The organism is uncultured Campylobacter sp. (genome assembly GCF_937997535.1).
GTDB lineage: Bacteria > Campylobacterota > Campylobacteria > Campylobacterales > Campylobacteraceae > Campylobacter_B.
In genome coordinates this window covers 1-23,436 of record NZ_CALKTT010000022.1, presented here as the reverse complement: position 1 = coordinate 23,436, position 23,436 = coordinate 1, and the positions used below count along the sequence as shown (strand labels likewise).

The 23,436-nt window shown below is 47.6% G+C and carries 21 protein-coding genes; 12 read left to right on the top strand and 9 right to left on the bottom strand.

Annotation, left to right across the window (positions count from 1 at the left end):
- Nucleotides 1-228 precede the first annotated feature (228 nt).
- From Q0117_RS02510 to Q0117_RS02500, 3 genes are all read right to left on the bottom strand, one after another.
- Complete coding sequence (locus Q0117_RS02510) at nt 229-2,067, bottom strand: biotin/lipoyl-containing protein (RefSeq protein WP_297922075.1); 1,839 nt, start codon at nt 2,065-2,067, stop codon at nt 229-231.
- Nucleotides 2,068-2,108: 41 nt separating this feature from the next.
- Nucleotides 2,109-3,470, bottom strand: coding sequence for a TRAP transporter large permease subunit (locus tag Q0117_RS02505; protein WP_297922072.1), 1,362 nt, complete (start codon nt 3,468-3,470; stop codon nt 2,109-2,111).
- A 93-nt stretch (nt 3,471-3,563) separates the two neighbouring features.
- Complete coding sequence (locus Q0117_RS02500) at nt 3,564-4,133, bottom strand: TRAP transporter small permease subunit (protein ID WP_005871495.1); 570 nt, start codon at nt 4,131-4,133, stop codon at nt 3,564-3,566.
- A 96-nt stretch (nt 4,134-4,229) separates the two neighbouring features.
- Between Q0117_RS02500 and Q0117_RS02495 the strand changes: the two genes are divergently transcribed.
- Nucleotides 4,230-4,841, top strand: a complete 612-nt coding sequence (locus Q0117_RS02495) for a disulfide bond formation protein B (RefSeq protein ID WP_297922068.1) — start codon at nt 4,230-4,232, stop codon at nt 4,839-4,841.
- Between the two features lie 19 nt (nt 4,842-4,860).
- Here Q0117_RS02495 and Q0117_RS02490 read toward each other — a convergent pair whose 3' ends face one another.
- Nucleotides 4,861-5,253 (bottom strand): type II secretion system protein, encoded by a 393-nt coding sequence (locus Q0117_RS02490; RefSeq protein ID WP_297922065.1) that lies wholly within the window; start codon nt 5,251-5,253, stop codon nt 4,861-4,863.
- Between the two features lie 63 nt (nt 5,254-5,316).
- Nucleotides 5,317-6,090 carry a 3'(2'),5'-bisphosphate nucleotidase CysQ gene (locus Q0117_RS02485; protein ID WP_297922062.1) on the bottom strand — a complete coding sequence of 258 codons (774 nt, stop codon included), beginning with the start codon at nt 6,088-6,090 and terminating at the stop codon, nt 5,317-5,319.
- A 149-nt stretch (nt 6,091-6,239) separates the two neighbouring features.
- On the opposite strand from Q0117_RS02485, the gene Q0117_RS02480 reads away from it, so the two are divergent.
- Nucleotides 6,240-6,926: a SapC family protein gene (locus Q0117_RS02480; RefSeq protein ID WP_297922059.1), complete on the top strand. Its 687-nt coding sequence runs from the start codon at nt 6,240-6,242 to the stop codon at nt 6,924-6,926.
- A 611-nt stretch (nt 6,927-7,537) separates the two neighbouring features.
- Here the strand turns inward: Q0117_RS02480 and Q0117_RS02475 are convergent.
- From Q0117_RS02475 to folE, 4 genes are all read right to left on the bottom strand, one after another.
- On the bottom strand, nt 7,538-8,326 hold the full coding sequence (locus tag Q0117_RS02475; RefSeq protein WP_295150838.1) for a transporter substrate-binding domain-containing protein: 789 nt from the start codon (nt 8,324-8,326) through the stop codon (nt 7,538-7,540).
- Between the two features lie 414 nt (nt 8,327-8,740).
- Nucleotides 8,741-9,742 carry an iron-sulfur cluster assembly scaffold protein gene (locus Q0117_RS02470; RefSeq protein ID WP_297922055.1) on the bottom strand — a complete coding sequence of 334 codons (1,002 nt, stop codon included), beginning with the start codon at nt 9,740-9,742 and terminating at the stop codon, nt 8,741-8,743.
- Between the two features lie 3 nt (nt 9,743-9,745).
- On the bottom strand, nt 9,746-10,945 hold the full coding sequence (locus tag Q0117_RS02465) for a NifS family cysteine desulfurase (RefSeq protein ID WP_297922050.1): 1,200 nt from the start codon (nt 10,943-10,945) through the stop codon (nt 9,746-9,748).
- Between the two features lie 111 nt (nt 10,946-11,056).
- On the bottom strand, nt 11,057-11,641 hold the full coding sequence (gene folE, locus Q0117_RS02460) for a GTP cyclohydrolase I FolE (protein WP_291938777.1): 585 nt from the start codon (nt 11,639-11,641) through the stop codon (nt 11,057-11,059).
- Nucleotides 11,642-11,828: 187 nt separating this feature from the next.
- Between folE and Q0117_RS02455 the strand changes: the two genes are divergently transcribed.
- From Q0117_RS02455 to Q0117_RS02410, 10 genes are all read left to right on the top strand, one after another.
- The gene (locus Q0117_RS02455; protein WP_297922046.1) at nt 11,829-13,979 is read left to right on the top strand and encodes a TonB-dependent receptor; all 2,151 of its coding nucleotides are present in this window, start codon (nt 11,829-11,831) and stop codon (nt 13,977-13,979) included.
- A 156-nt stretch (nt 13,980-14,135) separates the two neighbouring features.
- Nucleotides 14,136-15,449, top strand: coding sequence for a trigger factor (gene tig, locus Q0117_RS02450; protein WP_297922043.1), 1,314 nt, complete (start codon nt 14,136-14,138; stop codon nt 15,447-15,449).
- The gene (gene clpP, locus Q0117_RS02445; protein ID WP_295150849.1) at nt 15,450-16,034 is read left to right on the top strand and encodes an ATP-dependent Clp endopeptidase proteolytic subunit ClpP; all 585 of its coding nucleotides are present in this window, start codon (nt 15,450-15,452) and stop codon (nt 16,032-16,034) included. It abuts the gene before it with no gap.
- Nucleotides 16,035-16,553 carry a peptide deformylase gene (gene def, locus Q0117_RS02440; RefSeq protein WP_297922040.1) on the top strand — a complete coding sequence of 173 codons (519 nt, stop codon included), beginning with the start codon at nt 16,035-16,037 and terminating at the stop codon, nt 16,551-16,553.
- Complete coding sequence (locus tag Q0117_RS02435; protein WP_297922037.1) at nt 16,550-18,067, top strand: YifB family Mg chelatase-like AAA ATPase; 1,518 nt, start codon at nt 16,550-16,552, stop codon at nt 18,065-18,067. The genes def and Q0117_RS02435 overlap by 4 nt, the downstream gene beginning before the upstream one ends.
- Nucleotides 18,064-19,716: an NAD(P)H-hydrate dehydratase gene (locus Q0117_RS02430; RefSeq protein WP_297922034.1), complete on the top strand. Its 1,653-nt coding sequence runs from the start codon at nt 18,064-18,066 to the stop codon at nt 19,714-19,716. The genes Q0117_RS02435 and Q0117_RS02430 overlap by 4 nt, the downstream gene beginning before the upstream one ends.
- Nucleotides 19,707-20,285, top strand: a complete 579-nt coding sequence (gene purN / locus Q0117_RS02425; RefSeq protein WP_297922031.1) for a phosphoribosylglycinamide formyltransferase — start codon at nt 19,707-19,709, stop codon at nt 20,283-20,285. Before Q0117_RS02430 ends, purN begins: the two co-directional genes overlap by 10 nt.
- Nucleotides 20,286-20,411: 126 nt before the next feature.
- Nucleotides 20,412-21,452 (top strand): DUF3137 domain-containing protein, encoded by a 1,041-nt coding sequence (locus Q0117_RS02420; RefSeq protein ID WP_297922028.1) that lies wholly within the window; start codon nt 20,412-20,414, stop codon nt 21,450-21,452.
- Nucleotides 21,453-21,842: 390 nt separating this feature from the next.
- Entirely contained in the window at nt 21,843-22,445 is a 603-nt protein-coding gene (locus Q0117_RS02415; RefSeq protein ID WP_297922025.1) for a CDP-alcohol phosphatidyltransferase family protein, read from the top strand.
- A 461-nt stretch (nt 22,446-22,906) separates the two neighbouring features.
- The coding region (locus Q0117_RS02410) for a lysophospholipid acyltransferase family protein (RefSeq protein ID WP_297922022.1) at nt 22,907-23,436 on the top strand (530 nt) is incomplete at its 3' end.

Here is a 23,436-nt window from a genome sequence, read left to right as displayed (position 1 = left end):
CCTTTTCAAGCTCGAAAAGCTCGTCGTAGCTTAGGTTGTGGTTGATTTTTTTGATATTTTTAAGACCTAGTTTATCCAGATCGTTCGGAGTTGTCATTTTGCATCCTTTTTAAATTAAATTTTGATAAAAGATTGCGCTATTATAGCTTAAAATTTAGGTGAGCTCGCTTAAGCACCGAGGATGGTCGCCATGAAATTTAGGCGGAAGCGCCCGCCTAAATTTAGAGCTTATCTTAAAATCGCAAGCACTTGATCGGCATCGACCGTATCGCCTTGAGCGATCAAAATTTTATCGATTATGCCATCACGCGGACTTTCGATATTTATCTCCATCTTCATCGCTTCAAGCACGATGACATTCTGTCCCGCCTTAACAGCGTCGCCTTCCTTTATTAAAATTTTAAATACGTTACTAGGAAGCGTCGCTTTTATATCGTTATCGTCCGTACCACCTCGCGCGTTAGCAGTGGGCTGCTCGCCGGCGGAGCGTTGCGACTGCGGCTTTGCGGGCGCTGAGGTATCGAAGCTAACGTCGTATCGATCGCCGTTTACGAGCACGTTTTGCCCGGCGAATTCTACGCTGTAAATTTTGCCGTTAATCTTAACGTCAAATTTGCCGTTTTTAGAATTACCGTTTTGATGGCTTGCAGCGGGCGCTACGTCCTCTTTTTTACGACTCATCACCTTGCCCTCGCCTTTTAAAAACGCGATGCCCTTTTCTTTGCACGCAAGCGCTATGAATATGTTCTCCTCGCTAGGCTCGATGCCCTGCTCGCGTAGAATCTTCTGCGCATACGCGACGCTCTTGCTCTCGTCGGCATCAGCGATATCTACGGCGTGTTTGGTCGTAGGCTGTAGTCCCAGCTGCTCCGCCGCCATCTTAATCACGCCTTCATCCGGCTTAACGGGCGTTTTGCCGAAATAGCCTAACACCATCTTGCCGTAGCCTTCGGCGATCTTTTTCCACGGGCCGAACATTACATTGTTAAACGCCTGCTGGAAATAAAACTGGCTAACCGGCGTTACGCTCGTGCCGAAACCGCCCTTTTCGACGACCTCGCGCATAGCCTTGATGACGGCCGGGAATTTGTCTAAAATTTTATTATCGCGCATCATCTGAGTGTTTGCAGTAAGCGCGCCTCCCGGCATAGGCGAAAACGGAATGAGCGGGCTTACCTGCGTAGCCTCTGGCGGCATGAAGTAATCCTTCAAGCACTCGCCCAAAATCTCTTCGTATTTTAAAATTTTCTCTGCATCTAGCCCCAGGTCAAAATTTTGCCCCTTCGTCGCGTGCAGCAGCGTGAGGATGTCCGGCTGGCTAGTGCCGCCGCTTACGGGATGCGCGGCAAGGTCGATGCCGTCTACGCCCGCAACGAGCGCAGCCTGGTAACATGCGACGCTAACTCCCGCCGTCTCGTGCGTGTGCAGACGGATATGCACCCCGTCGCCTAAAATTTTACGCGCGCGCTTGATCGTCTCATAGACCTTCTGCGGGCTACTGGTACCGCTTGCGTCTTTGAAGCAGACGCTGTCAAACGGGATCTGCGCGTCTAAAATTTGACGCAGAATTCTCTCGTAAAATGCCGCATCGTGCGCGCCGCTGCATCCCGGTGGCAGATCCATCATCGTAACCACAACTTCGTGTTTAAGACCGTGGCGATGTATGCACTCGCCGCTAAATTTTAAATTTTCCACGTCGTTTAGCGCATCGAAATTTCTAATCGTCGTCGTGCCGTGCTTGGCAAAAAGCTTGGCGTGCAGATCAATGATCTCGCGACTGCCGGTATCGAGCGTGACGGTATTTACGCCGCGGCTAAGGGTCTGCAGGTTCGCCCCCTCGCCCACGATGCTTCTAAATTTATCCATCATCTCAAACGCGTCTTCGTTTAGGTAAAAATACAGGCTCTGAAACCGCGCACCGCCGCCGAACTCAAAGTGCGTGATGCCCGCGTCCTTCGCCGCGCTAACGGCGGGCAGGAAGTCCTCCATCGCCACGCGCGCACCAAAAACTGACTGAAATCCGTCGCGAAAGGTCGTATCCATAACATCGATAAGCTTTTTAGCCATTTTTAGCTCCTAGGTTAAATTTAGCGTGAATTTTAATATTTCTAGCCTAAAAAAGCTTTTAAACCAAAAACCCCCGGAAAGATTGCGAGCGTTAATAGCACTAGAATTTGCAATAAAATAAAAGGCAGTACGCCCTTGTAAATATCCGTGGTATGGATTTGCGGCGGCGTCACGCCCTTTAAGAAAAATATCGAAAATCCAAATGGCGGCGTCATAAACGATGTTTGTAAATTTACAGCGATTAAGATCGCAAACCACACGGGATTGATATGCAAAGACTCTACTATCGGCAAAAGTATCGGCAAAATGATATATGAAATTTCGACATAATCGAGAAAAAATCCAAGCACTATGATAACTATCATCGTAAGAGCGATAAATCCCCATGCCTGACCGGGCAGATTCTCCATAAAATTTTTTACGACCTCATCTCCGCCCGTGTAAGAAAAAATCATCGAAAATGCCGTGGCGCCCATCAAAATCATAAAAACCATACCTGAAATTTTAGCGGTATTTTTTAGCGCGTCATAGATCAGCCTAAACGAAAACGTGCGGTATAAAACAGCTAGCGCTATCGCACCCAAGCAGCCTACCGACGAGCTCTCCGTAGGCGTAGCGATGCCCGCAAAAATAGATCCCAAAACGAGCGAAATCAGCACGAGCACCGGCACGACGTTTTTAAGCGCGATAAAAATTTGCTTTGATTTGCTAAGTCCCTCTAGCGGCGGAACAGGCGGCGCATAATCTTTGCAAATATATGAAATAATCGCAATATAAATCACGTAAAAACCCACTAGCACGAGCCCCGGAATAACTGCTGCAGAAAAAAGATCGCCCACAGAGACCGAAAGTATATCGCCTAAAATAATCAGCACGATAGAAGGCGGAATAATCTGCCCAAGCGTGCCCGCAGCAGCGATGGTGCCGGTAGCCAGTGGCTTATCATAGCCGTATTTCATCATCACGGGCAGGCTGATGACGCCCATAGCGATGACAGTCGCACCCACGATGCCCGTCGTAGCCGCAAGTAGCGCGCCCACCAAAACGGTGCTGATCGCCACGCCACCTCGTACGCCGCCGAATAAAAATGCCATCGACTCTAATAAACGCTCCGCAAGGCGAGTCTTTTGCAAAATCATACCCATCAAAATAAAAAGCGGCACCGAAATTAGCAGCTGATTTTCCATAATCGAGTAAATTCTATTAGGCATCAGTGAAAAAAACTGCCTGCTCATATCCTCGAAAGCTTCAGTTAAAATTTCAAAGCCCTGCGCGTAATCCCACGCCTCACTAAGTCCGTAGATAAAGCCGAAAATCACAGCCACGGCGCCGAACGTAAACGCAACGGGAAAACCGAGTAGCAGCATAAAAAGCGCTGCCGCAAACATCACTATGCCTATCATAGCTCGCCACCTTTTATCTCGCCGTGGCAAAATTCCGCCCAAGCGCGAAAAGCGTAAAATTTATAGAATTTTAAATTTAAGCTCATTTTGCCCTCACACACTCTGCGCGCCCGAAGAATTCCCACTAAGAAATTCCGAGCCCTTGTTTTCCCTAACATCAAGCAGGGCGTTAATATTTTTAATCAAAAATCCAAATGCGTAGATAAATAAAAACGCGTAGCTAAGCGTGATTGCGGACTTGATGATCCAAAGATGCTGCATGCCGCCGGGATTGGCGCTGGCCTCATGGCTCGTATAAGCCTCGCTCACATAATCGATCGAAAAAAACGCCACGAGCGCCACGAAAGGCAAAATGAAAAATATCGTGCCTAAGATATTTATGAGTGCTTTTGCAGTGGGGCTAAATTTTTCGTAAAAAATATCCACGCGAACGTGGGCGTTTTCTTTGAGTGCGTAGGTCACACCGAATAAAAACATCGCCGAATATAGCCACCACGTAAGTTCTTGCATAGCGACGGAATTTGCGGCAGGAAAAAGATAACGCGCCACAACATTGTAAAAAACGACTATAACTAAAAGCGCCAAAAATACGATACTCAATACGCCTAAGATATTTGCGAACGCATCAAAAGCTCTTTCTAATCTGCGTAAAAAACCCTTCAAAATTTTACCCTTTGCTTGAAATTTTTGCTATGAAAGCTGGGATTTTAGCAAAAATATCTGCAATTTATTATAAAATTATGCGCGGAAAGGATTTTTATGATTTTAAAATTTCAAAACAGATACTCTAAAAGATTTCTCGCCTTTTGCGCTATTTGGGCGCTTTTTTGGCTAGCATTTTCATATTTTTTCTTGCAAAAATTCCTTTTTATCTATCCGGAAAGCTTTAGCATTCACGTGAGATTCGCACTTTGCGCCATAGCGCTAGGAGCGGTGATTTTAGCAGTTTGCGGCAAGAGCGTTTACGGCGCGGTTTGCGGATATGCGGTATGGTTTTACGGCGCGGCGTTAGGATTTGTCTCATCGCTAAATTTAGCTAAAATTCACACGGTACTGCGAGGGAGCGGAGATATGAGCGGGATGAGCGGCTGTGGTGGAGCGGTGAGATTTTTAAATTTTGATCTAAGCATAGTGCCAATTTTTAAGACATTTAACAGCTGCGCATTCGACATACCGGCAGTACCAACTGATGTAACGCTAGAGGGGCTGCAAGCTAAGCTAACGGCGCTTTATAGCGGAGGCTGGTATCTGTTTCCAGCAAGTAAAAGCGTGGATCTGGCGCAATTTTGGAGCTTTATCTTTATATTTTTCGCAATTGTTTGGATGATTGGAATTTTTCTTGGATTTATAAATAAAAAGGCGCAGAGATAGTCCCTGCGCCAAAGAAGCTCTATTGAATAATCAATAAAGCGTCGGATGAATAGACAGCATTTATATTCTTTAACCCCGGCATCTCCCATACGTGAGCACATAGGCCATCTGTACTCTTTTTAAGAGTAACCTTATTTTTGCTATCGACAGTGTATGTAGCACAAACCTTATTCTTTGCGGTAATAGGATTTTTAACATTCGTCATGTTATTAAAACCTGTCGTGCTATTATCATACTCGCCTTGCGAAGTATAATAAGCCATTAGATCAGTCAGTGATGTAGATACGTTCTGCGCTGCTCTAACGACTTCCGCATCATCACGCGTAGCTGCTAGTTTTGGAATGGCAATTGCCGCCAAAACACCTAAAATCACGATCACGAAAATTAATTCGATCATAGTAAAGCCCTTCATGTTTTTATCCTTTGATAAAAAATTTTTGGACTTATATTATAAGACGTTTACTATAAATTTAGCTTAAAAGTTCTTTGCGAATTCTAACATTTCAGATAAATTTTTCATCGCATTCGCGCCGACCGCCAAATAGTGGTTATTTATCAGGCTTTTTCCGTTATAAAGCGGCGCCTTCATCGTCTTTAGATCCACTACCGCTCCGCCGCTTTGATGCAGCAAAAAATCTCCCGCGGCGATGTCCCAAAGCGAGCAGTTGCTAAATCTCGCATACGCGCTCGCACCCCCCTCGGCTAAGATGCAAAATTTTATTGCAGAGCCTTTGCGTACGAGCTGCATTTTAAATTTTTGCGCAAATTGCGGATATTTTTCGGATTTGCTATGTCGGCCGTGCATGAAGATTTGCGGCGCGCTAGCGGGGCGAGCGAGCAGCGCGCCGTTTTTATAGACTCCGCCGCCATTCGAGCTATATATGTCGCCGCTTACGGGCACGCCGATCGCCGATAAAATCGGGCGCCCATGCTCGATCAGCGCGATGCAGACGCAAAACTCGCCGTTGCGCGCGATAAACTCCTTCGTGCCGTCCAGCGGATCTATGAGCCAAAATCTCTCCTCGCTCATGCGCTGCTTGCTATCCAGCACGCATTCTTCCGAGCAGATCGCGATGCCGCTAGGCTCCAGGGTGCTCATTATTACATCATTTGCCGCGAGATCCGCATTCGTAAGCGGCGATCTGTCCGCTTTGATGAAAATGTCGAATTTATCGTAGTTTTGCATTATCGCGGCGTTTGCCTTTTTTGCGGCGTTCGTCGCGAGCGCTAAAAGCTCATCCAAGCCCACTTTCGCTCCTTAAATTTAACGGTGATTCTATCAAATTTAAAATTCCAAATGTCTAAATTTACACAAGTAAAAACAGCTGAAATTTTAAAACCCTTTAGAATTTTAATATTCTTTTTTATATAATTACTAAAATTTTTTAAAGGATCAACATGACTCCAGTCGTATTAGATAGCGTTAAACACGCGGATTTGAAATATCACGCAGACGCATTTCCCACCGCGCCTTTCGTACCGGTGATCGCGCCGGAGATCCCGTTTTGCGCGGACAACCTCGTTATCGTATTTACCATTGAAAAAGAACCCAAAATGGTGGCGCTGCTAGGGCGCACCAAAAACGTTCTAATCGATAAGGATTATAAAGGAACGGTGCCTTCTTCGGTGCAGAATTATCCGTTTTTCCTAGCCCAGATCGGCGAGCAGACGGCGATCTGCTTCGACAAAGACGCACAGCAGATCAAAGGCGACGGTGAGGCGCTTTTTAAAGACGGCAAGCCGACGCCGTTTTTGGAAAATTTAAAAGAGGTGATGAAAAATTACGCCGATTTAGATATGCGCACGCGCGTTGCCGCGGCGGAATTTCAAAAGGCGGGGATTTTAGAGGCCAAGGAGCTCGGTATCAACTCTAGCGGCAAGGAATCGTCCCTGCTAAACGGCTTTTCGGTCGTAGATCGCGAAAAGCTTTTGAAGTTAAGCGATAAAAAGCTTGCGGATTTCGCGCGCCGCGGATATCTAGAGCTAGCGTATTTCCATCTAAAAAGCCTTGCAAATTTTCAGCGCCTAGGCGATAAGATCATGCAGCTTGACCCGCCGATCGCGCAGAAAGAAGCGAAAAAATAGACGTTTTCGCTACTTGAATAGCTAGAAATTTTTAGAATTTTATGATTTAATGTCGCAGAATTTAATTCCTAAAAGCGCCATTGCGCGAAATTGTCGCAAGTATTTTACAGCGCAAGTTGTTTTTATAAATACCCATTAAGCTTATCTAGTAGCATAAGTCTTAGAGCCTAAATGACTTTATTCGCAGCTAAGATTAAACATACTGCGGGCCTGATCGTATAATTTTGCCATAAAATTTTATGGCAAAATTTATCACCCTGCCCACGCAGGATTTTATACATAAAATTTCAAGCCCAAATTTTTGCATAAAATTCTATTAAATTCTTAATTTCTTTCAAGTAGATAAATTTATAAAATTTAAAATATGCATAACAAAAAATATTTTATGCATCAAAAAAATGAAATTTTGCAAGTTTACCTAAAAATTCTATGAATAGTAGAATTTAAATAAACCCCCATAAAAATTACATGTCTCAAAACACAGGCAAGCAAAATCAAGACCGAATTCTAAAAGCAAATTAAGCCCGCAACGTATTTTTCTCGCTCCATCATTACAATGAACTGAATTTTACGCGGAAGTCAAACGCACGAATTAAATTCTGCACGAAATTTTATTCAACCAAGAATTCCTTCTTATCGATCGTACCATGATAAAAAATCCCGAGTGTATCGTCAAAGGTCTTATCTAAAAATCCATCTTTTTTTAGTCCTGCTAAAGATGTATTGATTAGCTCTAGCAGCGCATTATTGCCCTTCTGCACGGCGATTGCGTTGTAAGTTTGCTTACCTAGACCATCCAAAGCAACCTGCGTTTTATTATCGATGATCGCGTATGCGTGCAGGATTAGGTTATCATCGACATGCACGGCGTTTTTCGCCCTTTTGAAAGCGCGGTAACATTTAGCCGAACTGGCGCAAAAGTTTAAATTCTTTCTAAAGCCCGCTTTGCGTAAGAAATTGTGAATAGGAGAGTGTTTGATGACAAAAATCCTCTTTTTGCGCAGCTGATCGAAGCTCGTGACATTTTCGTCTTTTTTGGCTAGCACACCTACCTGCACCTTAAAATAAGGCTCCGAAAAATCTACTTTTTTCGCTCGCGTGGGCGTCGGAGTAAAGGTCGCAATCACCATATCCGCCTCATTACGCTGCAAAGCGCTAATGCGCCTTGAAGCCGTGATTGGGATAAATTTTACCTTGCCAGGATTATCGCCGAAAATCTCCTTACCGAGCTTCTCGCCAAGAGCAATCTCAAATCCCCTGTATTTGCCGTCTACGAGCGCACTAAACGGCGGCTGATCGTTATATACACCTATGCGAACGAGCCTATCTTTTTTGATCTGATCCAAAGAATTTGCAGATAGAAAACCAAGTAGCAGAGCTGCCAAAACAAATACTTTCATTTGCTCCCCTTTTAGTTGAAATAAGGCGCAATTATAATAAAAAGAAATTATAGCCAGCTAAAATTATGCGATTTATGGCGCATTTTCATCGAAATTTATGAAAAGATAAAATTTGCGGAGAAATTCTATGTCCAATTTACAAACGAAATCTCATAAAAAAACTTGCACGAGCGAAATAAGAAGCTCTTTTAATTAAATTTATAAACAAGATTTTACAGATGAATTTCACGCTAGAAAAACCTTAGCGAAATTTGCGATATTTTTAAAAGCAAACGGCGAAATTCTACGCAGATTTAGCGTCTAATTGCGAATTTAGCTAAGGGGCGAAATTTAGCTCCGCTTTTGCGCAGAAGCTCAAGCTCTTAAAATTTCGCTAAAAACTATGCCAAGATGCAAACCGTAGCAATAATAGCCCTAGATCGGCATTACGCGGATGTTTGGGCTAAGGTTTTCTTGCAAAACATTTTCGATCGCGTATAATGTGCCGCTCGCACCACTGGCGCAGCCGCTACAAGCGCCAAGATAACGGATATATATGTCCGTTTTGCCGTCGTCTGCAGGCCTGATATCGATGACGTCGAGATTGCCGCCGTCCATCTGAAGCATCGGACGGATATCCTCGTCAAGCACCCCTTCGACCGCTTTAAATTTACCGATCAAATTTAACTGCTCAAAGCTCATCTCCGCTCCCGCTTTCGCGCTAGTAGCGGCGCTCGCATTGGCTTGAGCTTGAAGTCTCTCTCGCTCCATCTCCTCTCTGGTTTGCTTTAAAATATCGACCAGATAGTAATCCTTCTCCTCGTGTCCGCCCGGGCGCACGCAGGATTTGCAAAACGCACCTGCTTTTGTGTATTGCGTGATCTCCTCGACCGTGTGAAGGTCGTTTAGGCGGATTACCTCTTTGATCGTGCCGAGGCTCACGCGCGCGCAGTCGCACACGATGATCTCATCCTCGAAATGCGCGGGATCGACCCCCTTATAGTTCGCAGCGGCCTGCTTGATGACATCGTATGCCATTACCGAGCAGTGCATCTTTTGCGGCGGTACGGCAGGCTCATCGGGATTATCGCGCATCGCGTGCTCTACGTCTAAATTTGTAATCTTCACCGCTTGATCGACGGTCTTTCCGATACAAAGCTCAGCCATAGTGTCCGAACTCGCAATCGCCGTACCGCAACCAAAGCTTTTAAATTTAGCGTCTAAAATTCTATCGGTTTTAGGATCTATTAGCCAATATAACCGCACCGCATCGCCGCAGCTCTCGGCGCCGAAGTCTGCGACCACTAGCTTACCGCCTCTAGCCTTCGCCTCCTCCTCGGTGATCTCGCCCATATAGCGAGGATTATTCATGCGGTCCTGCACTTTTTGCGAGTATTGCTCCCAGATAGAGCCGTTTATCAAACTATTTTTTGCCATTTTTTATCCTTTATTTTTCTCATAACCTTGTGGCGCGTAAGCAAACGTGCTTGAAATCCCGCGCAGACGAGCGATAGCTTTACCAATATGTTCGATCGCATAATCGATCTCTGCCTCCGTCGTAAAGCGCGACAGCGAAAGTCTTAGCGCCGTATGCGCCAGCTCCTTATCTGCGCCGATCGCTTCCATTATCGGGTTATTCTCAAGCGCCTCGCTCGCACACGCAGAGCCGGTAGAAGCGGCTATGCCCGCTTTATTTAGATCCCACAGCATCGCCTCTCCCTCGACGCCTTGGATTGAGGCAAGGATGGTGTTTGGCACGCGAATGCTGCGGTCGCCCACGACGCTTACGTTTGGAATTTGTAAAAGCGCGTCCTCCAGCTTATCGCGCAGTCTGCTTACCTGAGTGCGCTCAAAATCCATAAATTTATTCGCTAGCTCTAAAGCCTTACCGAGCCCCACGATGCCAGAAACGTTTAGCGTGCCGCTACGGCGCCCGCCCATCTGCTCGCCGCCGTGAAGCAGGCTCGTAAGCGGCTTGCTATCTTTAATATAGAGTGCGCCGACGCCCTTTGGAGCGTGAAATTTATGCCCGGAAAGGCTTAAAAAATCCACGTCCGCATCGCGCACGTTCACCTTTATCTTACCTATCGCTTGCACCGCGTCGGCATGATATAGCGCGCCATGCTCGTGTGCGATTTGTACGATTTTTTTTACGGGGAAGATCGTGCCGGTTTCGTTATTTGCCCACATCACGCTAACAAGCGCGGTTTTATCGTTGATCTTTTCGCTAAGCTCGTCAAGATCGATTAGCCCGTCTTTATCGACGCCCAGGCGAGTGATCTTTACGCCGCAAATTTTTTCTAAAAAAGCACAGGTCGCGCTGATTGCAGGGTGCTCTACGGAGCTTATGACAATATTATCCTTCTCGCCGGTTAGAATTTTATCGTAGTAAATTCCTTTTAAAACCCAGTTATTGCTCTCGGTCGCGCAGCTCGTGATGACGATATCGTCCGCATCCGCAGCGCCAAGCCCCGCATAGAGCCTATCCATCGCAGTTCTTAACGCAGGGTGAGTCTCGCTGCCGAAGCTGTGAAGGGAGTTTGGATTGCCGTATTTATCGCAAAAAAACGGCTTCATCTCCTCAAAAACTTCGGGATCGACCATCGTAGTGGCGTTATTATCTAAATAAACGCGCTGCATAAAATTCCTTTCTAAAATTTGTCTGAAATTTAATCAGACAATTTCGCTCTTTTATCAATTTCGCACGATAATATAACATAATTGCTAAATTTTTCTTTAACGCTTGCCGTTTTAAAAACCAAAAGTTTTCGGAGAATTTATTAGATCGAAAAATTCCTTGCGCGTGTCGTTTCGGCTGATAAAAAGCCCCCTAAGCGCCGACGTAGTCGTGGTCGAGTTGATCTTTTGCACGCCGCGCATCTCCATGCACATGTGCCGCGCCTGCAGCACCACGCCCACGCCGAGCGGATGGATCACCTCTTGGATTGCGCTTGCGATCTGCTCGGTAAGCTGCTCTTGGATCTGCAGCCTGCGCGCGAAAATATTTACCATACGCGGAATTTTACTAAGCCCCACGACCTTTTTATTCGGGATATACGCGACATGCGCGCGCCCGATGATAGGCAGCAAATGGTGCTCGCAGAGGCTATAAAATTCTATATCTTTTATCAAAACCATCTCATTGTTGCTGCTCTCAAACAGCGCGTCGTTTAAAATTTCTTTTGGGTCCAGCTCGTAGCCGCTAGTTAGAAACTCATAGGCTTTAGCTACGCGCCCCGGCGTCTTCGCAAGCCCGTCGCGCTTCGGATCCTCGCCTAAAATTTCAAGCATCTGCGACACGCAGTTTTCAAATTTAGCTCGGCTCTTTTCGTCCATTTTTAGCAATTCCTTAAAAATCGATGCGCGATATTACTCAAAAACGCCTTTTATAACGCTGATAAATTTTAAAATTCCGCGCGAAATTTTATCAATCTCATTATATTAATGATAATATATTTAAATTTAAGAAATTTTTGTTTAAAATCCGCCGTTTTGATAAGCTTTATCTAAAAGGAGTTCGGTAATGAAATTTAAGATGAGTTTTGGCGCGGCTTTGGCGCTTTTTTCTTTTGCTTGCGCCGAACAAAACGCCGCAGCAAACTCCGCCTCGGGCGAAAACCTAGGCGATATCGAGGTCGTAGAATGGGCGAATAACGACGACGGTTATCGCGCCGTACGCAGCGAGATTGGCAAGACGACTAAGAGAATTTTAGAAATTCCGCAAACCGTAAACGTCGTAACGCAGCAGCATCTAAAGGACAAAAAGCCAGAGACCTTAGCGGAATCGCTGCAAAACGTAAGCGGCATAAGCTATGCAAATACGACGGGAAATATTTTCGATGCGATCATCAAGCGTGGCTTTGGCGAGGGTCGCGACGGCTCGATTATGCGCAACGGCGTGCCGGGCGCCGTGATGCACAATTTCAACAAAACCATTCAATCCGTCGAGGTTCTAAAAGGGCCCGCGAGCATGCTCTACGGCGCGCAGCAACCAGGCGGCGTCATAAACATGGTAACCAAAAAGCCGCAGTATGAGTTTATAAATGAGCTTTGGGGCGGGCTGGGCAACCGCAACTATTGGGACGCTGGATTTGATACTACAGGGCCGATCGCAGACAGCGGCTTTGCGTATAGATTTATATTCGATTACTACGCGAAGGATTATTGGCGAAATTTCGGCGGTATAAAAAACACGCTCTTTGCGCCGTCGCTTGCGTATCAAGGAGATGATTATTCGATAAGCTTAGGCTACACCCATAGTCGCTCTACCGATCCGGTGGATCGCGGCGCATTTTTAGTGCCGAGTACGGGTAAAATTTACGGCAGCGGCAAAGTCCGCTTCGACGAGCCGGTAAATAAACTACAAAGCAAGCTCGATACGGTTGATTTGGGCTTTGAGAAGGAATTTAGCGAGGATTGGATATTAAAAGGCGCCTACGCTTTCTCGCGCAGCAAGCACGAATACGGCTACGTCCGTCCGAACAATCCATTCACTCCCCAAGGCCTTACCGGCACGACGCGATCGTATAACTACTACGATAATTTCATACACCGCACGCACGCAGCAAGCGTCACGCTAAACGGCAAATTTGAAACGGGTCCGCTTAAGCACGATGTCCTTTTCGGCACAGATTACAAAAACTACTACAGATACCGTCCGGGCGCGCTAAAAGGCACCGCAGGACGCATCAATATGCTTATCGGACAGACCGCTTCGGGTGCCGTCTTAACGAACGATAGAGAGCCAAAAATACAATATCAAAAGCTAAGAACGATCGGGCTTTACACCCAAGATAATATAAATTTAACCGACGAGTTGATACTTTCTTTGGGCGTGCGTAGGGAATTTTACGATCAAGTAGCCAAACAAAGCTGGCAAGGACCGAACAACACCGATCAGAAAAAGGCTGCTACGACCTATCAGGGCGGGCTTTTGTACCTGTTAAGCCCGCAGTGGTCGGTATATACTAACTACGCGCAAAGCTTTACGCCGCAGATGTCCATAGGCGAGGCGATAGGCGGCGATCTAAAGCCGGAGGAAGGCAAATCCGTAGAGCTCGGCACTAAATTTCAAAACGATCGAGTCACTGCAGGTGCGGCGGTGTTTAATATCGATAAAAGAAACATCCTGCGAACGGTAAATAATATAAGTGAGACGATCGGCAAGGCTCGCTCGCGAGGATTTGAGCTCGATATAAACGGGCGTGTGACGCAGGGGCTTAGCATGTCGGCAAGCTACGCATACACCAAAACGAGGGTGCGCGAGGACGACGGCGCTTTTGCGGTGCTAATCGGCAAACCGCTGGAAGCGACGCCGAAGCACCAAGCAAGCCTATTTGCCAACTACGATTTTGCGCATCTAGGCGCAAAGGGGCTTAGGCTTGGCGGCGGCGCGCGATACTTCGGCTCGTGGTACACCTACTATATGCGCACGAACCTACCGAACGTGCCCGCAGGAACGGCCTTTAAGCTGCCTCATGCCGTGGTTTATGACGCCTTCGTGAGCTACGATACTAAAATTTCGGGCTATGATACGAATTTTTCGTTCAACGTCAAAAATTTGACCGACAAAAAATACTACACCTCATCCTCAACCGGCACGACCACGAGCGTGATACCTATTCAAATGGGCTACGCGCGGCAGTTTATGTTTAACGTATCGGTAAAATTTTAGCCTCAGCCCGCTTTAAATTTTAAGGCAGGCTCTTAAAATTTTAAAATTTAAAAGCCTCGAGCCGCTTAGGCTCGGCAAATTTTGGAAATTTATACTTTAAATAAGAAATTTTTTGATATATTATTCACTATTTTTAAATTTTCTAAAAGGAATTTTATGGAAGTAAAAGCAAAAATGAAAGACGCCGCAAATGCGGTAGCTGCGAGCAAGATTGGAGCAAAGCAGATCGCGGCAAAAGTAGAAGAGCTAGCCAAAAAGGCCTCCAAGCAGCTAAGGATCGATGGATTCAGACAGGGCAAAGTGCCTACCGCAGTGGTTTTGAAGCGATACGGCAAACAGCTTGAGGGCGATGCAAAGCAGGAGCTTCTTAAAAATATGATCGATCAGTCTCTTAAAATTTTAAAGAAAAAACAAGATGAAATTTTATCCGAGCCGGTCTTTTCTAAATTTGACGAAAAAGAAGGCGACATCGACGTTGAGATCGAAATTTCTTTCAGACCCGAGGTTAACGTCGAGGGGTACGAGGAGCTGATCCCTAAATTTAGCAGCCCGCGCGTTACTCAAAAAGAGATCGACGAGAAAGTGGCGGAATTTTTGCAGATGATCGCGCCGCTTTCTAAAACCAACAAAAAAATTCTAGCCAAAGACGATTTTGCAAAATTCGATTTCGAGGGCTTCGTGGACGGCAAGCCATTCGACGGCGGCAAGGCCGAGGATTACGTCCTTCAGATCGGCTCAAATCAATTCATCCCTGGCTTTGAAGACGGTATGATCGGACTTAGAGTGGGCGAAGAGCGCGACGTGGCGGTTAAATTCCCCGAGAATTACGGCGCAAAAAATTTAGCCGGCAAGGACGCGATCTTTAAAGTCAAGCTTCATGAAATTCAGACTAAAAAACCTGCCAAAGAGCTCGGCGAGGAGGAGTTAAAGAAAGCGCTTCCAGGCGAGAAAGAGCCGAGCAAGGAGAAATTTGAAGCGCGCATTAAAGAGCGCATCAAAAACGATAAGCTTCAAAAGCTGATAAACGAGGATCTAAAGCCTAAATTTGCAGACGCGCTCGCCGAGAAATTTAACTTCGCGCTTCCAAAAGCGATTGTCGAGCAGGAGATAAATTTACAGTTTAACAACGCCTGGAGCGGCTTTTCAAAAGAGCAGATCGAGGAATTTAAAAACAACAAAGACGCCCTGGATAAAAAGCGCGAAGAGTTTAGAAAGGCTGCCGAAAACAGCGTCAAACTTACATTTTTAATCGACGAGCTAGCCAAAAAGCGCAAGATCGACGTGAGCGATCAGGAGCTCGTCCAAGCGGTCTATATGGAAGCCTACACCTACGGCGCCGATCCGAAGGAGCATCTAAATAGATACCGCAACAACGGCATGCTGCCGGCCGTTAAAATGGCACTTATAGAGGAGAAGCTATTCAATGATATTTTCTCCAAGCAGGGCAAAAAAGAAGAGAAAGGCGAATAGATGGTGATTCCTTACGTTATCGAACAAACTAGTCGTGGAGAGCGCAGCTACGACATCTACTCGAGACTGCTAAAAGATCGTATCGTAATGCTTAGCGGCGAGATCGACGACGCGGTAGCAAGCTCGATCGTCGCGCAGCTTCTGTTTTTGGAGGCGGAGGATCCCGATAAGGATATCTATCTATACATCAACTCCCCGGGCGGCGTAGTTACGAGCGGATTTAGCATTTATGACACGATGAATTACATCAAACCCGACGTAAGCACGATCTGTATCGGTCAAGCGGCGTCGATGGGGGCGTTTTTGCTAAGCTGCGGAGCCAAAGGCAAACGCTACGCACTTCCAAACTCTCGCATAATGATCCACCAGCCCCTAGGCGGCGCGCAAGGCCAGGCTACCGACATCGAGATCCAAGCCAAAGAAATTTTACGAATGAAAGAGATTTTAAACAACATCCTTTCGCAAAATTCCGGCAAAGATCTCGCGCAGGTCGAAAAGGACACCGATCGCGACTTTTTCATGAGCGCCGAGGATGCCGTGCAATACGGACTGATCGATCAAGTACTTCAAAAGAGCTTTAAATAGATGATCCTGGACGTCCTTACCTATCCGAATAAAAAGCTATACCAAAGATCGACCGAGGTCGTGAAATTCGACGCGGCGCTGGGCGAGCTTTTGGACGATATGTACGAGACGATGATCGCAAAAAACGGCATAGGCCTTGCCGCCATCCAGGTAGGCAAGCCCGTGCGCGCTTTGATTATAAATTTAGCCAATGAGGAAAAAATCCAAGACAAAAAGGACCTCATCGAGATCATCAATCCGCAAATTTTAAAAAAGGAGGGCGAGGTCGTTTACCAGGAGGGCTGCCTCTCGGTGCCGGGCTTTTACGAGGATGTCACGCGCGCCGAGTTTATCACGATGCAGTTTCAAGACCGCGCCGGCAATACCCAGCAAATGGACGCTAGCGAGCTGCTAGCCGTCTGTATCCAGCACGAGATGGACCACCTCGACGGACATCTTTTCATCGAGCGCATCGGATACAACAAACGCAAAAAATTTGATAAAGAATTCAAAAAAAGCCTAAAAGAAAAATCGAAATGAAATCCCTAAAATGCGCTGCCTTCACGGATGCACTGATCCCCGTAGAGGTCGAGTCGACATTCGTGCGGGGGCTGCCGGGATTTAATATCGTTGGCCTTGCGGGCGCTACGATAAAAGAGAGCGAAAGTCGCGTAAAAGCCGCGCTTGTGAGCTTAAATTTTAAATTTCCCGCGTCCAAAATCATCATAAATCTCTCCCCCTCCGACACGCCCAAAAACGGCTCGCACTTCGATCTTGCGATCGCGCTTCTAATCGCGCTGCAAAAAGAGCGCATTGACGGCGATTTCTTTGTCTTTGGCGAGCTCGGTTTAGACGGCAGCTTAAAGAGTACGGCGAGCCTCTTTTCGATTCTGCTTTTTTTAAGCACGAAGGTGAAGCGCGCTAAAATTTTAGTGCCGCAAAGCATCGCTCTAAAGGCCTGCACGATCCCAAACTACGACGTTTATGCCGTGGGTAGCCTAAGCGACGCGGTCAGATTTTTTTTAGACGAGGAGTTCGCCGCAAGCAGGCTAATGCGAGAAACCCATCCGCTTTTTAAAAACGTCGTGGAGATTGACGGGCAAATTTACGTCCCCAACCGCGATTTTTCGCTCAATTTCAAAGACGTCAAAGGGCAAAAGCGCGCCAAGCGCGCGAGCCTGATCGCTGCGTGCGGCATGCACAATATCCTCTTTGAGGGCAGCCCAGGCTGCGGCAAAAGTATGTGCGCCAAGCGGATAGCTAGAATTCTGCCTCCGCAGAGCCTAGGCGAAGTGCTGCTCTCGTGCGCCTACGAGTCGCTAAATAACAAAGACGTCGATTTTAGCGCGCTGCGCCCCTTCCGCTCACCGCACCACACCAGTACGCGCAGCTCGATTTTCGGCGGCGGCAGTAGCGGCGCAAAAATCGGCGAGGTCGCGCTCGTAAACGGCGGTGAGCTGTTTTTCGACGAGCTGCCGCACTTCGGCAAGCAAATTTTAGAAAGCCTACGCGAGCCGCTGGAGGATAATAGAATTTTGATTTCGCGCGTAAATTCCAAGGTCAAATACCAAACGAAATTTATCTTCGTCGCGGCGCAAAACCCCTGCCCGTGCGGAAATCTATTCTCCAAAAACCTCACCTGCACCTGCTCGCTAAACGACATCAGGCGCTACAAAAACACGATCTCCGCGCCGCTGCTTGATCGTATTGACATATATGTCGCGATGGACGAGACTGGCGCGGACGACAGAAGCGACGTTTGTAGCGAGGAGATGGCAGATGCGGTGCTGCGGGCATTTCGCGCGCAAAAGGCTCGCGGACAGAGCGAGCTAAACGCAAAGCTGCGCGACGAGGAAACCGAAAAATTTTGCGTCTGCGAAAGCGCTGCGCGGGATGTTTTGCAAATGGCGATCACCCGCTACGATCTTTCGCAGCGCGGCGTGAATAAGACGCTAAAGCTCGCGCGCACGATCGCCGATCTAGCAGGCGCCGAAATCATCGCTAAGGCGCATATTTTGGAGGCTCTTAGCTTTCGCATAAGGAGCGAAATTTGAAAAAAATTTTCTTTAGCACCGAGGAGCTCGACGCGCGAGCTAGCGCAAAATTTGGACTTGGCGAGCAAATTTTAATGGAAAATGCCGCCGGCAGGATCGAGAGCGAGATCAGAAAGCGGCTCAAAAAGGGCTCGCGCGTTTTGGCGCTTTGCGGCGGCGGAAACAACGGCGCGGATGCGATGGCGGCGCTGCGAAAGCTAAGCGGCGATTTTAGCTGCACGGCGCTTTGCGTGCTTCAAAACAGAAGCGCGGCGGGTAAATTTCAAGCGGAAGCGGCGCGGGCTGCGGGCGTTAGGCTTATCGATATCGCAAGCACAAAAGACGCTTACGGGCACGTAAGCGGCGCATCTAGCAAGGATGTCTGCGCGCATGAAAGCGTAGAAGGTTTCTCTTTAAATGGCATTAGCTCTTGTGAGAGCGAGCCGCGGGGCGAGGGCAAAAGCCTAAGCGGCGCAAACATTTTAAGCGGCGATAAATTAAGCGCAAAATTTACGAGCGCCAAATTTGAAACCGCGGAACACGACGGAGATTTCGGCAAGCCAGGCAACGATTGCGGCGAGCCGAGCGGCGCCCTATGCGATGAGATTACAAACGCAGACTGCATAATCGACGGAATTTTCGGCAGCGGTTTAAACAAAGCCTTAAGCTCTGAAATTTGCGAAATTTTATCTCTCGCAAATAGCGCAAAACCCCTAAAAATCGCAGTCGATATTCCAAGCGGCATCGACAAGCTCGGGCGCGTTTTAGGCTGCGCGTTTTGCGCGGATCTGACGATCGCGATGGGAGCGCTCAAGCTCGCGCTGTTTTCGGATGCGGCAAAGGATTGCGTAGGACGGATCAAGGTCGCAAATCTTGGAATTTCGCGCTCAAATTTTGAAAGGGGGAGCGAATATTTTCTGCTTCAAAAAAGCGATCTGAAGCTGCCGCTGCGCAGGAAGCAAAACACCAACAAGGGCGACTTCGGGCACACCTACGTCGTAAGCGGACAGATGAGCGGAGCGGCGCAGATGGCGGCTCTAGCGGCTCACGCGATCGGCAGCGGGCTCGTTAGCGTCGTTAGTGAGGGGTCATTAAATCTAAGCCCGATTTTGATGCAAAAAAGCTCATTTGAGCACGCGCGGGTCGTGGTCTGCGGCTGCGGGCTGGGGGAGCGGAAGATCGATCTTGCCGCGCTGCGGGGCAAAAGCTGCGTCATCGATGCCGATCTGTGCTACAAGCGTGAAATTTTAAGCCTGCTAAACGCCAATTCAAATTTAATCCTAACGCCCCATCCAAAGGAGTTCTGCTCGCTTTTAAAGATCGCGGGCATCGCAGATCTTAGCGTGAGCGAGTTGCAAGAGCGGCGCTTCGAGTTTGCGCGGGCATGGAGCGATAAATTTAGCGGCGTGCTCGTGCTAAAGGGCGCAAACACGCTCATCGCCCAAGCTGGCATCATCTACGTCTGCGACAAAGGTAGCGCCGCGCTCGCAAAGGGCGGTAGCGGAGATGTGCTCGCAGGGCTCATCGGCGGGCTGCTCGCGCAAAACTACTCGCCTCTGCAAGCCTCGATCTGCGGCGTCCTAGCCCACGCACTCGCCGCGCGAGCCTTCGCCAAAAACTCCTACGCGCTAAATCCGCTCGATCTCATCGAGGAGGTAAAATGGTTGTGAAAAAGCTCGCCGTGCTTTTTAGCGGCAGCGGCTCAAATTTGGAGGCTATTTTGCAGAAGCTGCACGGCAAGGTTTTTGGGGGTATTAAAATCGAAGTCGTGCTAACGCTAAGCAACAAAGCGGACGCGGGAGGCATAGCAAAGGCCGAAAAATTCGGACTTCAAAGCGTGATCCTAAATCACAAAGATTTTGCTAGCCGCGAGGAATTCGACGCCGCGCTCGTGCGCGAGATCGAAAAAAGCGGCGCGGAGCTTACGGTACTTGCGGGCTTTATGCGCATCCTCACACCTGTTTTTACAAACAGGGTTCGCGCGATAAATTTGCATCCGTCGCTGCTGCCGCTTTTTAAGGGCGCGCACGCGATTAAGCAGAGCTTCGAGAGCGATATGAAGGTGGGTGGCGTGAGCGTGCATTGGGTCAGCGAGGAGCTTGACGGCGGCGCGATTATCGCTCAGCGCGCGTTTGAAAAGAGCGCAGGAATGAGCCTTGAAGCTTATGAAGCCAAAATCCACGAGATCGAACATGAGCTATTGCCGCAAGTGATCGTAGAAATTTTGTGCCAAAGCTAAATTTTACGCTAAATTTAAAGAGCGAAGTTCCGCGGATTTTGTAAATTTAAAGCTTAGTTCTTTAAATTTAGGGGCGAATTCGAAGCTAAATTTTAAAATTTGCTAGCTAAATTTAGAAAGATAAAGATGACCGCAAACGAACTGGAAAAACTAAGACTCGGCATCCTAGATGAGGTGGAGCAGCATAAAGGCACGGCGTTTTCGATAATAATACTAGCGGTGCTGGCCTCGGCGCTGTGGCTATTTCTCAATTTTAGAGATCAAGAAGCAGCAGTAGGCCTCTGCTGGATCATAGTGGTATTTAGCTGCGGCAGTATCTCTTATAGAGTAGTAAATAAAGATGCAAATATAGTGCACGTATTTATCTTTTGCACCTTGCTGTGGATGCTTGCCAAAGGCGTAGAAATGTGCGAGAATGATACCTTGCGCTTCGTCATCGCACTCGTAACCATCTGCCTTTCTTTGTTTAATATCGCAGATGCCGCGCTGGAGCGGATCAAATACAACAGATCCAAAAAATTCGTCCGCGCCTTTAAACACCAATATATCGCGCCCTATATCGCAAGCCTAGGCTACCGCTACGAAATTTCAGGCTCGTTTAGGCCGTCGTATCTGCGCGCTAGCGGTCTTTTCGTAGACGGCATAAGCTATTTTGATTGCGAAGATAAAATTTCCGGCGTTTATGACGGAGTATTTTTTAGCTTTGCGGATGTTTGCGTGACTCATACTGACGAACGACGTAGCAGCAGGGGGATTTTTTTCTACGCAGAATTTAAAAAGCGCGTAAACTCGGTGGCGGTGATCCTGCCTTCGCTCAGCGCGAGACCAACACTTGGCGAACTTAAGAAGATCGCGATGGACGATAGCGAGTTTAGCTCCGCATTTAGCGTGTATAGCGCCGATGCGGTGTCTGCAATGTATGCCCTCACGCCCGCCTTTATGCGGCGCTTGCTTCGCTTTAGAAGCGGTGCCGGCGAACCGATCAGTTTAAGCTTTTCGGGCAAAAACGTCTATATTTTCATCCGCACGGGATACGATAGTTTCGAGCCTAGCGTAGATCGTAGCGTACTTAGCGCAGGTCCTGCGGCGTCTATCAAGCACGAGCTTCTATTCTTTCTCTCCATTGTAAAAAGTCTAAAATTAAACGAAAATATCTGGCAGGATTAAATTCTAAAATTTGACTTTAAATCCGCAAATACGGAGGCTTTGCGCCGCCGCGAAATTTTGAAATTTAAAAGTACTCTTCCCGGCTCGGCGCCGCTATGATTTAGAATTTTCGCGATAAGGTCTTATGGACTTTGCCGCAGGGTCTATTATATTTGCGGCAGAGAGCGAAGTTGAAACCTGTCGCGACGAAATCCCATACGGTTTATAAATTTTTGCGGCCCGCATAGAGGAATTGAGCGCTTCTCTGTACCGATTTTCATCGTTCATTTCGCCATCCTAATGCTTTTAAAAATCGGCGATTAAAAAGCTCACACAAAAGCCGGCCACACATTTAATCTGCCTCCAAGCATTTTTAAGCGACAATACGAAAATCAAATTTTCGGAGTCCTCATGACGATTTACGAGTTAAAGCCCAAATTTCAAAATTTACTTCGTCCGTTAGTAAGACGCCTTTACGGCGCGAGCATCAGCGCAAATCAAGTCACGATCGCAGCCTGCGTCACTTCCGTTCTGCTAGGCGGACTTCTGATAAAATTCGCCGAAGTTTCGACGCTATTCTTTCTGCTGCCCGTTTGGATGTTTTTGCGTATGGTGCTAAATGCCATCGACGGCATGCTGGCTCGCGAGTTTAATCAAAAAAGCCCGCTGGGCGGCTACCTGAACGAAACCACGGACGTCATCTCGGACGCCGCGCTGTATCTGCCGTTTGCCTTCGTAGCGCCGTTTGACTGGGGCGTTATCACGCTCGTTATCTTTCTATCTTTTATGAGTGAGTTTTTGGGCGTTCTAGGGCAGGTGCACGGTTGCGGTAGGCGATATGACGGGCCTATGGGCAAGAGCGACCGCGCGTTTATATTTGGGCTTATCGGTACGATATATGCGCTATTTGGGCGACTACCGGAGCGGTTTAGCTGGGTACTTTACGCCGCGATATTTTTGCTTGCGCTTACTTGCGCAAACCGCGTGAGGATGGGACTAAAAAGCGGGGAATAAGGAGCCTCGGACGAGGATAAATTTAATAGCTATCTCCAAAATCTACGCAAGGTAAATTTGTCTAAATTTGATATAATTGCAAAAGTTTTAAGCTCGCCTCGGCGCGGGCACGTAATCGCTATAAATTTGAGCTTGTTTAAATTTACGAGATTTTTTGAGGCGAGGATAAAATATCACGACGAATTTGTCTACTTAATTTAGACGCTTTAAAAGACGCTAGGCGCGCAAAACGTGCTTGGTTAATTTCGAGCGTTTTATCAAATTCGGCGAAATCAAAGGCAAGTAGCAAAAGCGGCAAATTGCAGGCATTACTTAAAACCGTATCGGCTTTAATCGCCTCAAATTTATGTCTAGCTCGTTTTCGGCGAGGCGGGTAAAAGCTCATTTGCCGCACGCAATCGTAAAATTGAGGGCGTCACAAAAAATGAATTTGAAAAACAAAAGAGTAAAAAGGATACAAGATGAAAAATTTTTTAGCGGCCGCGCTTGATTTTATCCTTTGCCGCATAACGATATTTATTACGGGCGTACGGCCGCCGCAGGAGCTTTTAAGCATCGGCGACGGCACTAAAATTTACTACGCCAACCACGCTAGCCACGGCGATTTTTTGCTGATTTTCGTCTCGCTGCCTTACCGCGCAAGAAAGCGCGTGCGCCCCGTCGCGGCGGCGGAGTACTGGGGGAGCGGGCCGTTGCGTAGGTTTCTTGCTAAAAACGTGTTTAACATGGTTCTAATCAGCCGCCATAAAGATCCGCTAGAGTCGCTAGCGCAAATGAGCGAGGCGCTGCAGACGCACTCTCTCATCATCTTTCCCGAAGGCACGCGCAAGACGGACGACGATCTAGCGTTACAGCCGTTTAAAAGCGGGGTATTTCGTTTGGCGCAACAGCGCCCCGACGTCCCGCTCGTGCCGATTTGGATCAAAAATGCGCGCCACGTCCTGCCTAAGGGCTTTATGATACCTATCCCGCTGCTTTGCGAGCTGATAGT

Excerpts from the sequence above, each read along its gene's own strand:
- def (WP_297922040.1), top strand. The coding sequence starts at position 16,035 with ATGATCCTGGACGTCCTTACCTATCCGAATAAAAAGCTATACCAAAGA.
- folE (WP_291938777.1), bottom strand. The coding sequence starts at position 11,641 with ATGGACGAAAAGAGCCGAGCTAAATTTGAAAACTGCGTGTCGCAGATG.
- Q0117_RS02420 (WP_297922028.1), top strand. The coding sequence starts at position 20,412 with ATGACCGCAAACGAACTGGAAAAACTAAGACTCGGCATCCTAGATGAG.
- Q0117_RS02475 (WP_295150838.1), bottom strand. The coding sequence starts at position 8,326 with ATGAAAGTATTTGTTTTGGCAGCTCTGCTACTTGGTTTTCTATCTGCA.
- purN (WP_297922031.1), top strand. The coding sequence starts at position 19,707 with ATGGTTGTGAAAAAGCTCGCCGTGCTTTTTAGCGGCAGCGGCTCAAAT.
- Q0117_RS02490 (WP_297922065.1), bottom strand. The coding sequence starts at position 5,253 with ATGAAGGGCTTTACTATGATCGAATTAATTTTCGTGATCGTGATTTTA.
- Q0117_RS02510 (WP_297922075.1), bottom strand. The coding sequence starts at position 2,067 with ATGGCTAAAAAGCTTATCGATGTTATGGATACGACCTTTCGCGACGGA.
- Q0117_RS02505 (WP_297922072.1), bottom strand. The coding sequence starts at position 3,470 with ATGATAGGCATAGTGATGTTTGCGGCAGCGCTTTTTATGCTGCTACTC.
- Q0117_RS02470 (WP_297922055.1), bottom strand. The coding sequence starts at position 9,742 with ATGGCAAAAAATAGTTTGATAAACGGCTCTATCTGGGAGCAATACTCG.
- Q0117_RS02465 (WP_297922050.1), bottom strand. The coding sequence starts at position 10,945 with ATGCAGCGCGTTTATTTAGATAATAACGCCACTACGATGGTCGATCCC.
- Q0117_RS02455 (WP_297922046.1), top strand. The coding sequence starts at position 11,829 with ATGAAATTTAAGATGAGTTTTGGCGCGGCTTTGGCGCTTTTTTCTTTT.
- tig (WP_297922043.1), top strand. The coding sequence starts at position 14,136 with ATGGAAGTAAAAGCAAAAATGAAAGACGCCGCAAATGCGGTAGCTGCG.
- Q0117_RS02495 (WP_297922068.1), top strand. The coding sequence starts at position 4,230 with ATGATTTTAAAATTTCAAAACAGATACTCTAAAAGATTTCTCGCCTTT.
- clpP (WP_295150849.1), top strand. The coding sequence starts at position 15,450 with ATGGTGATTCCTTACGTTATCGAACAAACTAGTCGTGGAGAGCGCAGC.
- Q0117_RS02480 (WP_297922059.1), top strand. The coding sequence starts at position 6,240 with ATGACTCCAGTCGTATTAGATAGCGTTAAACACGCGGATTTGAAATAT.
- Q0117_RS02415 (WP_297922025.1), top strand. The coding sequence starts at position 21,843 with ATGACGATTTACGAGTTAAAGCCCAAATTTCAAAATTTACTTCGTCCG.
- Q0117_RS02435 (WP_297922037.1), top strand. The coding sequence starts at position 16,550 with ATGAAATCCCTAAAATGCGCTGCCTTCACGGATGCACTGATCCCCGTA.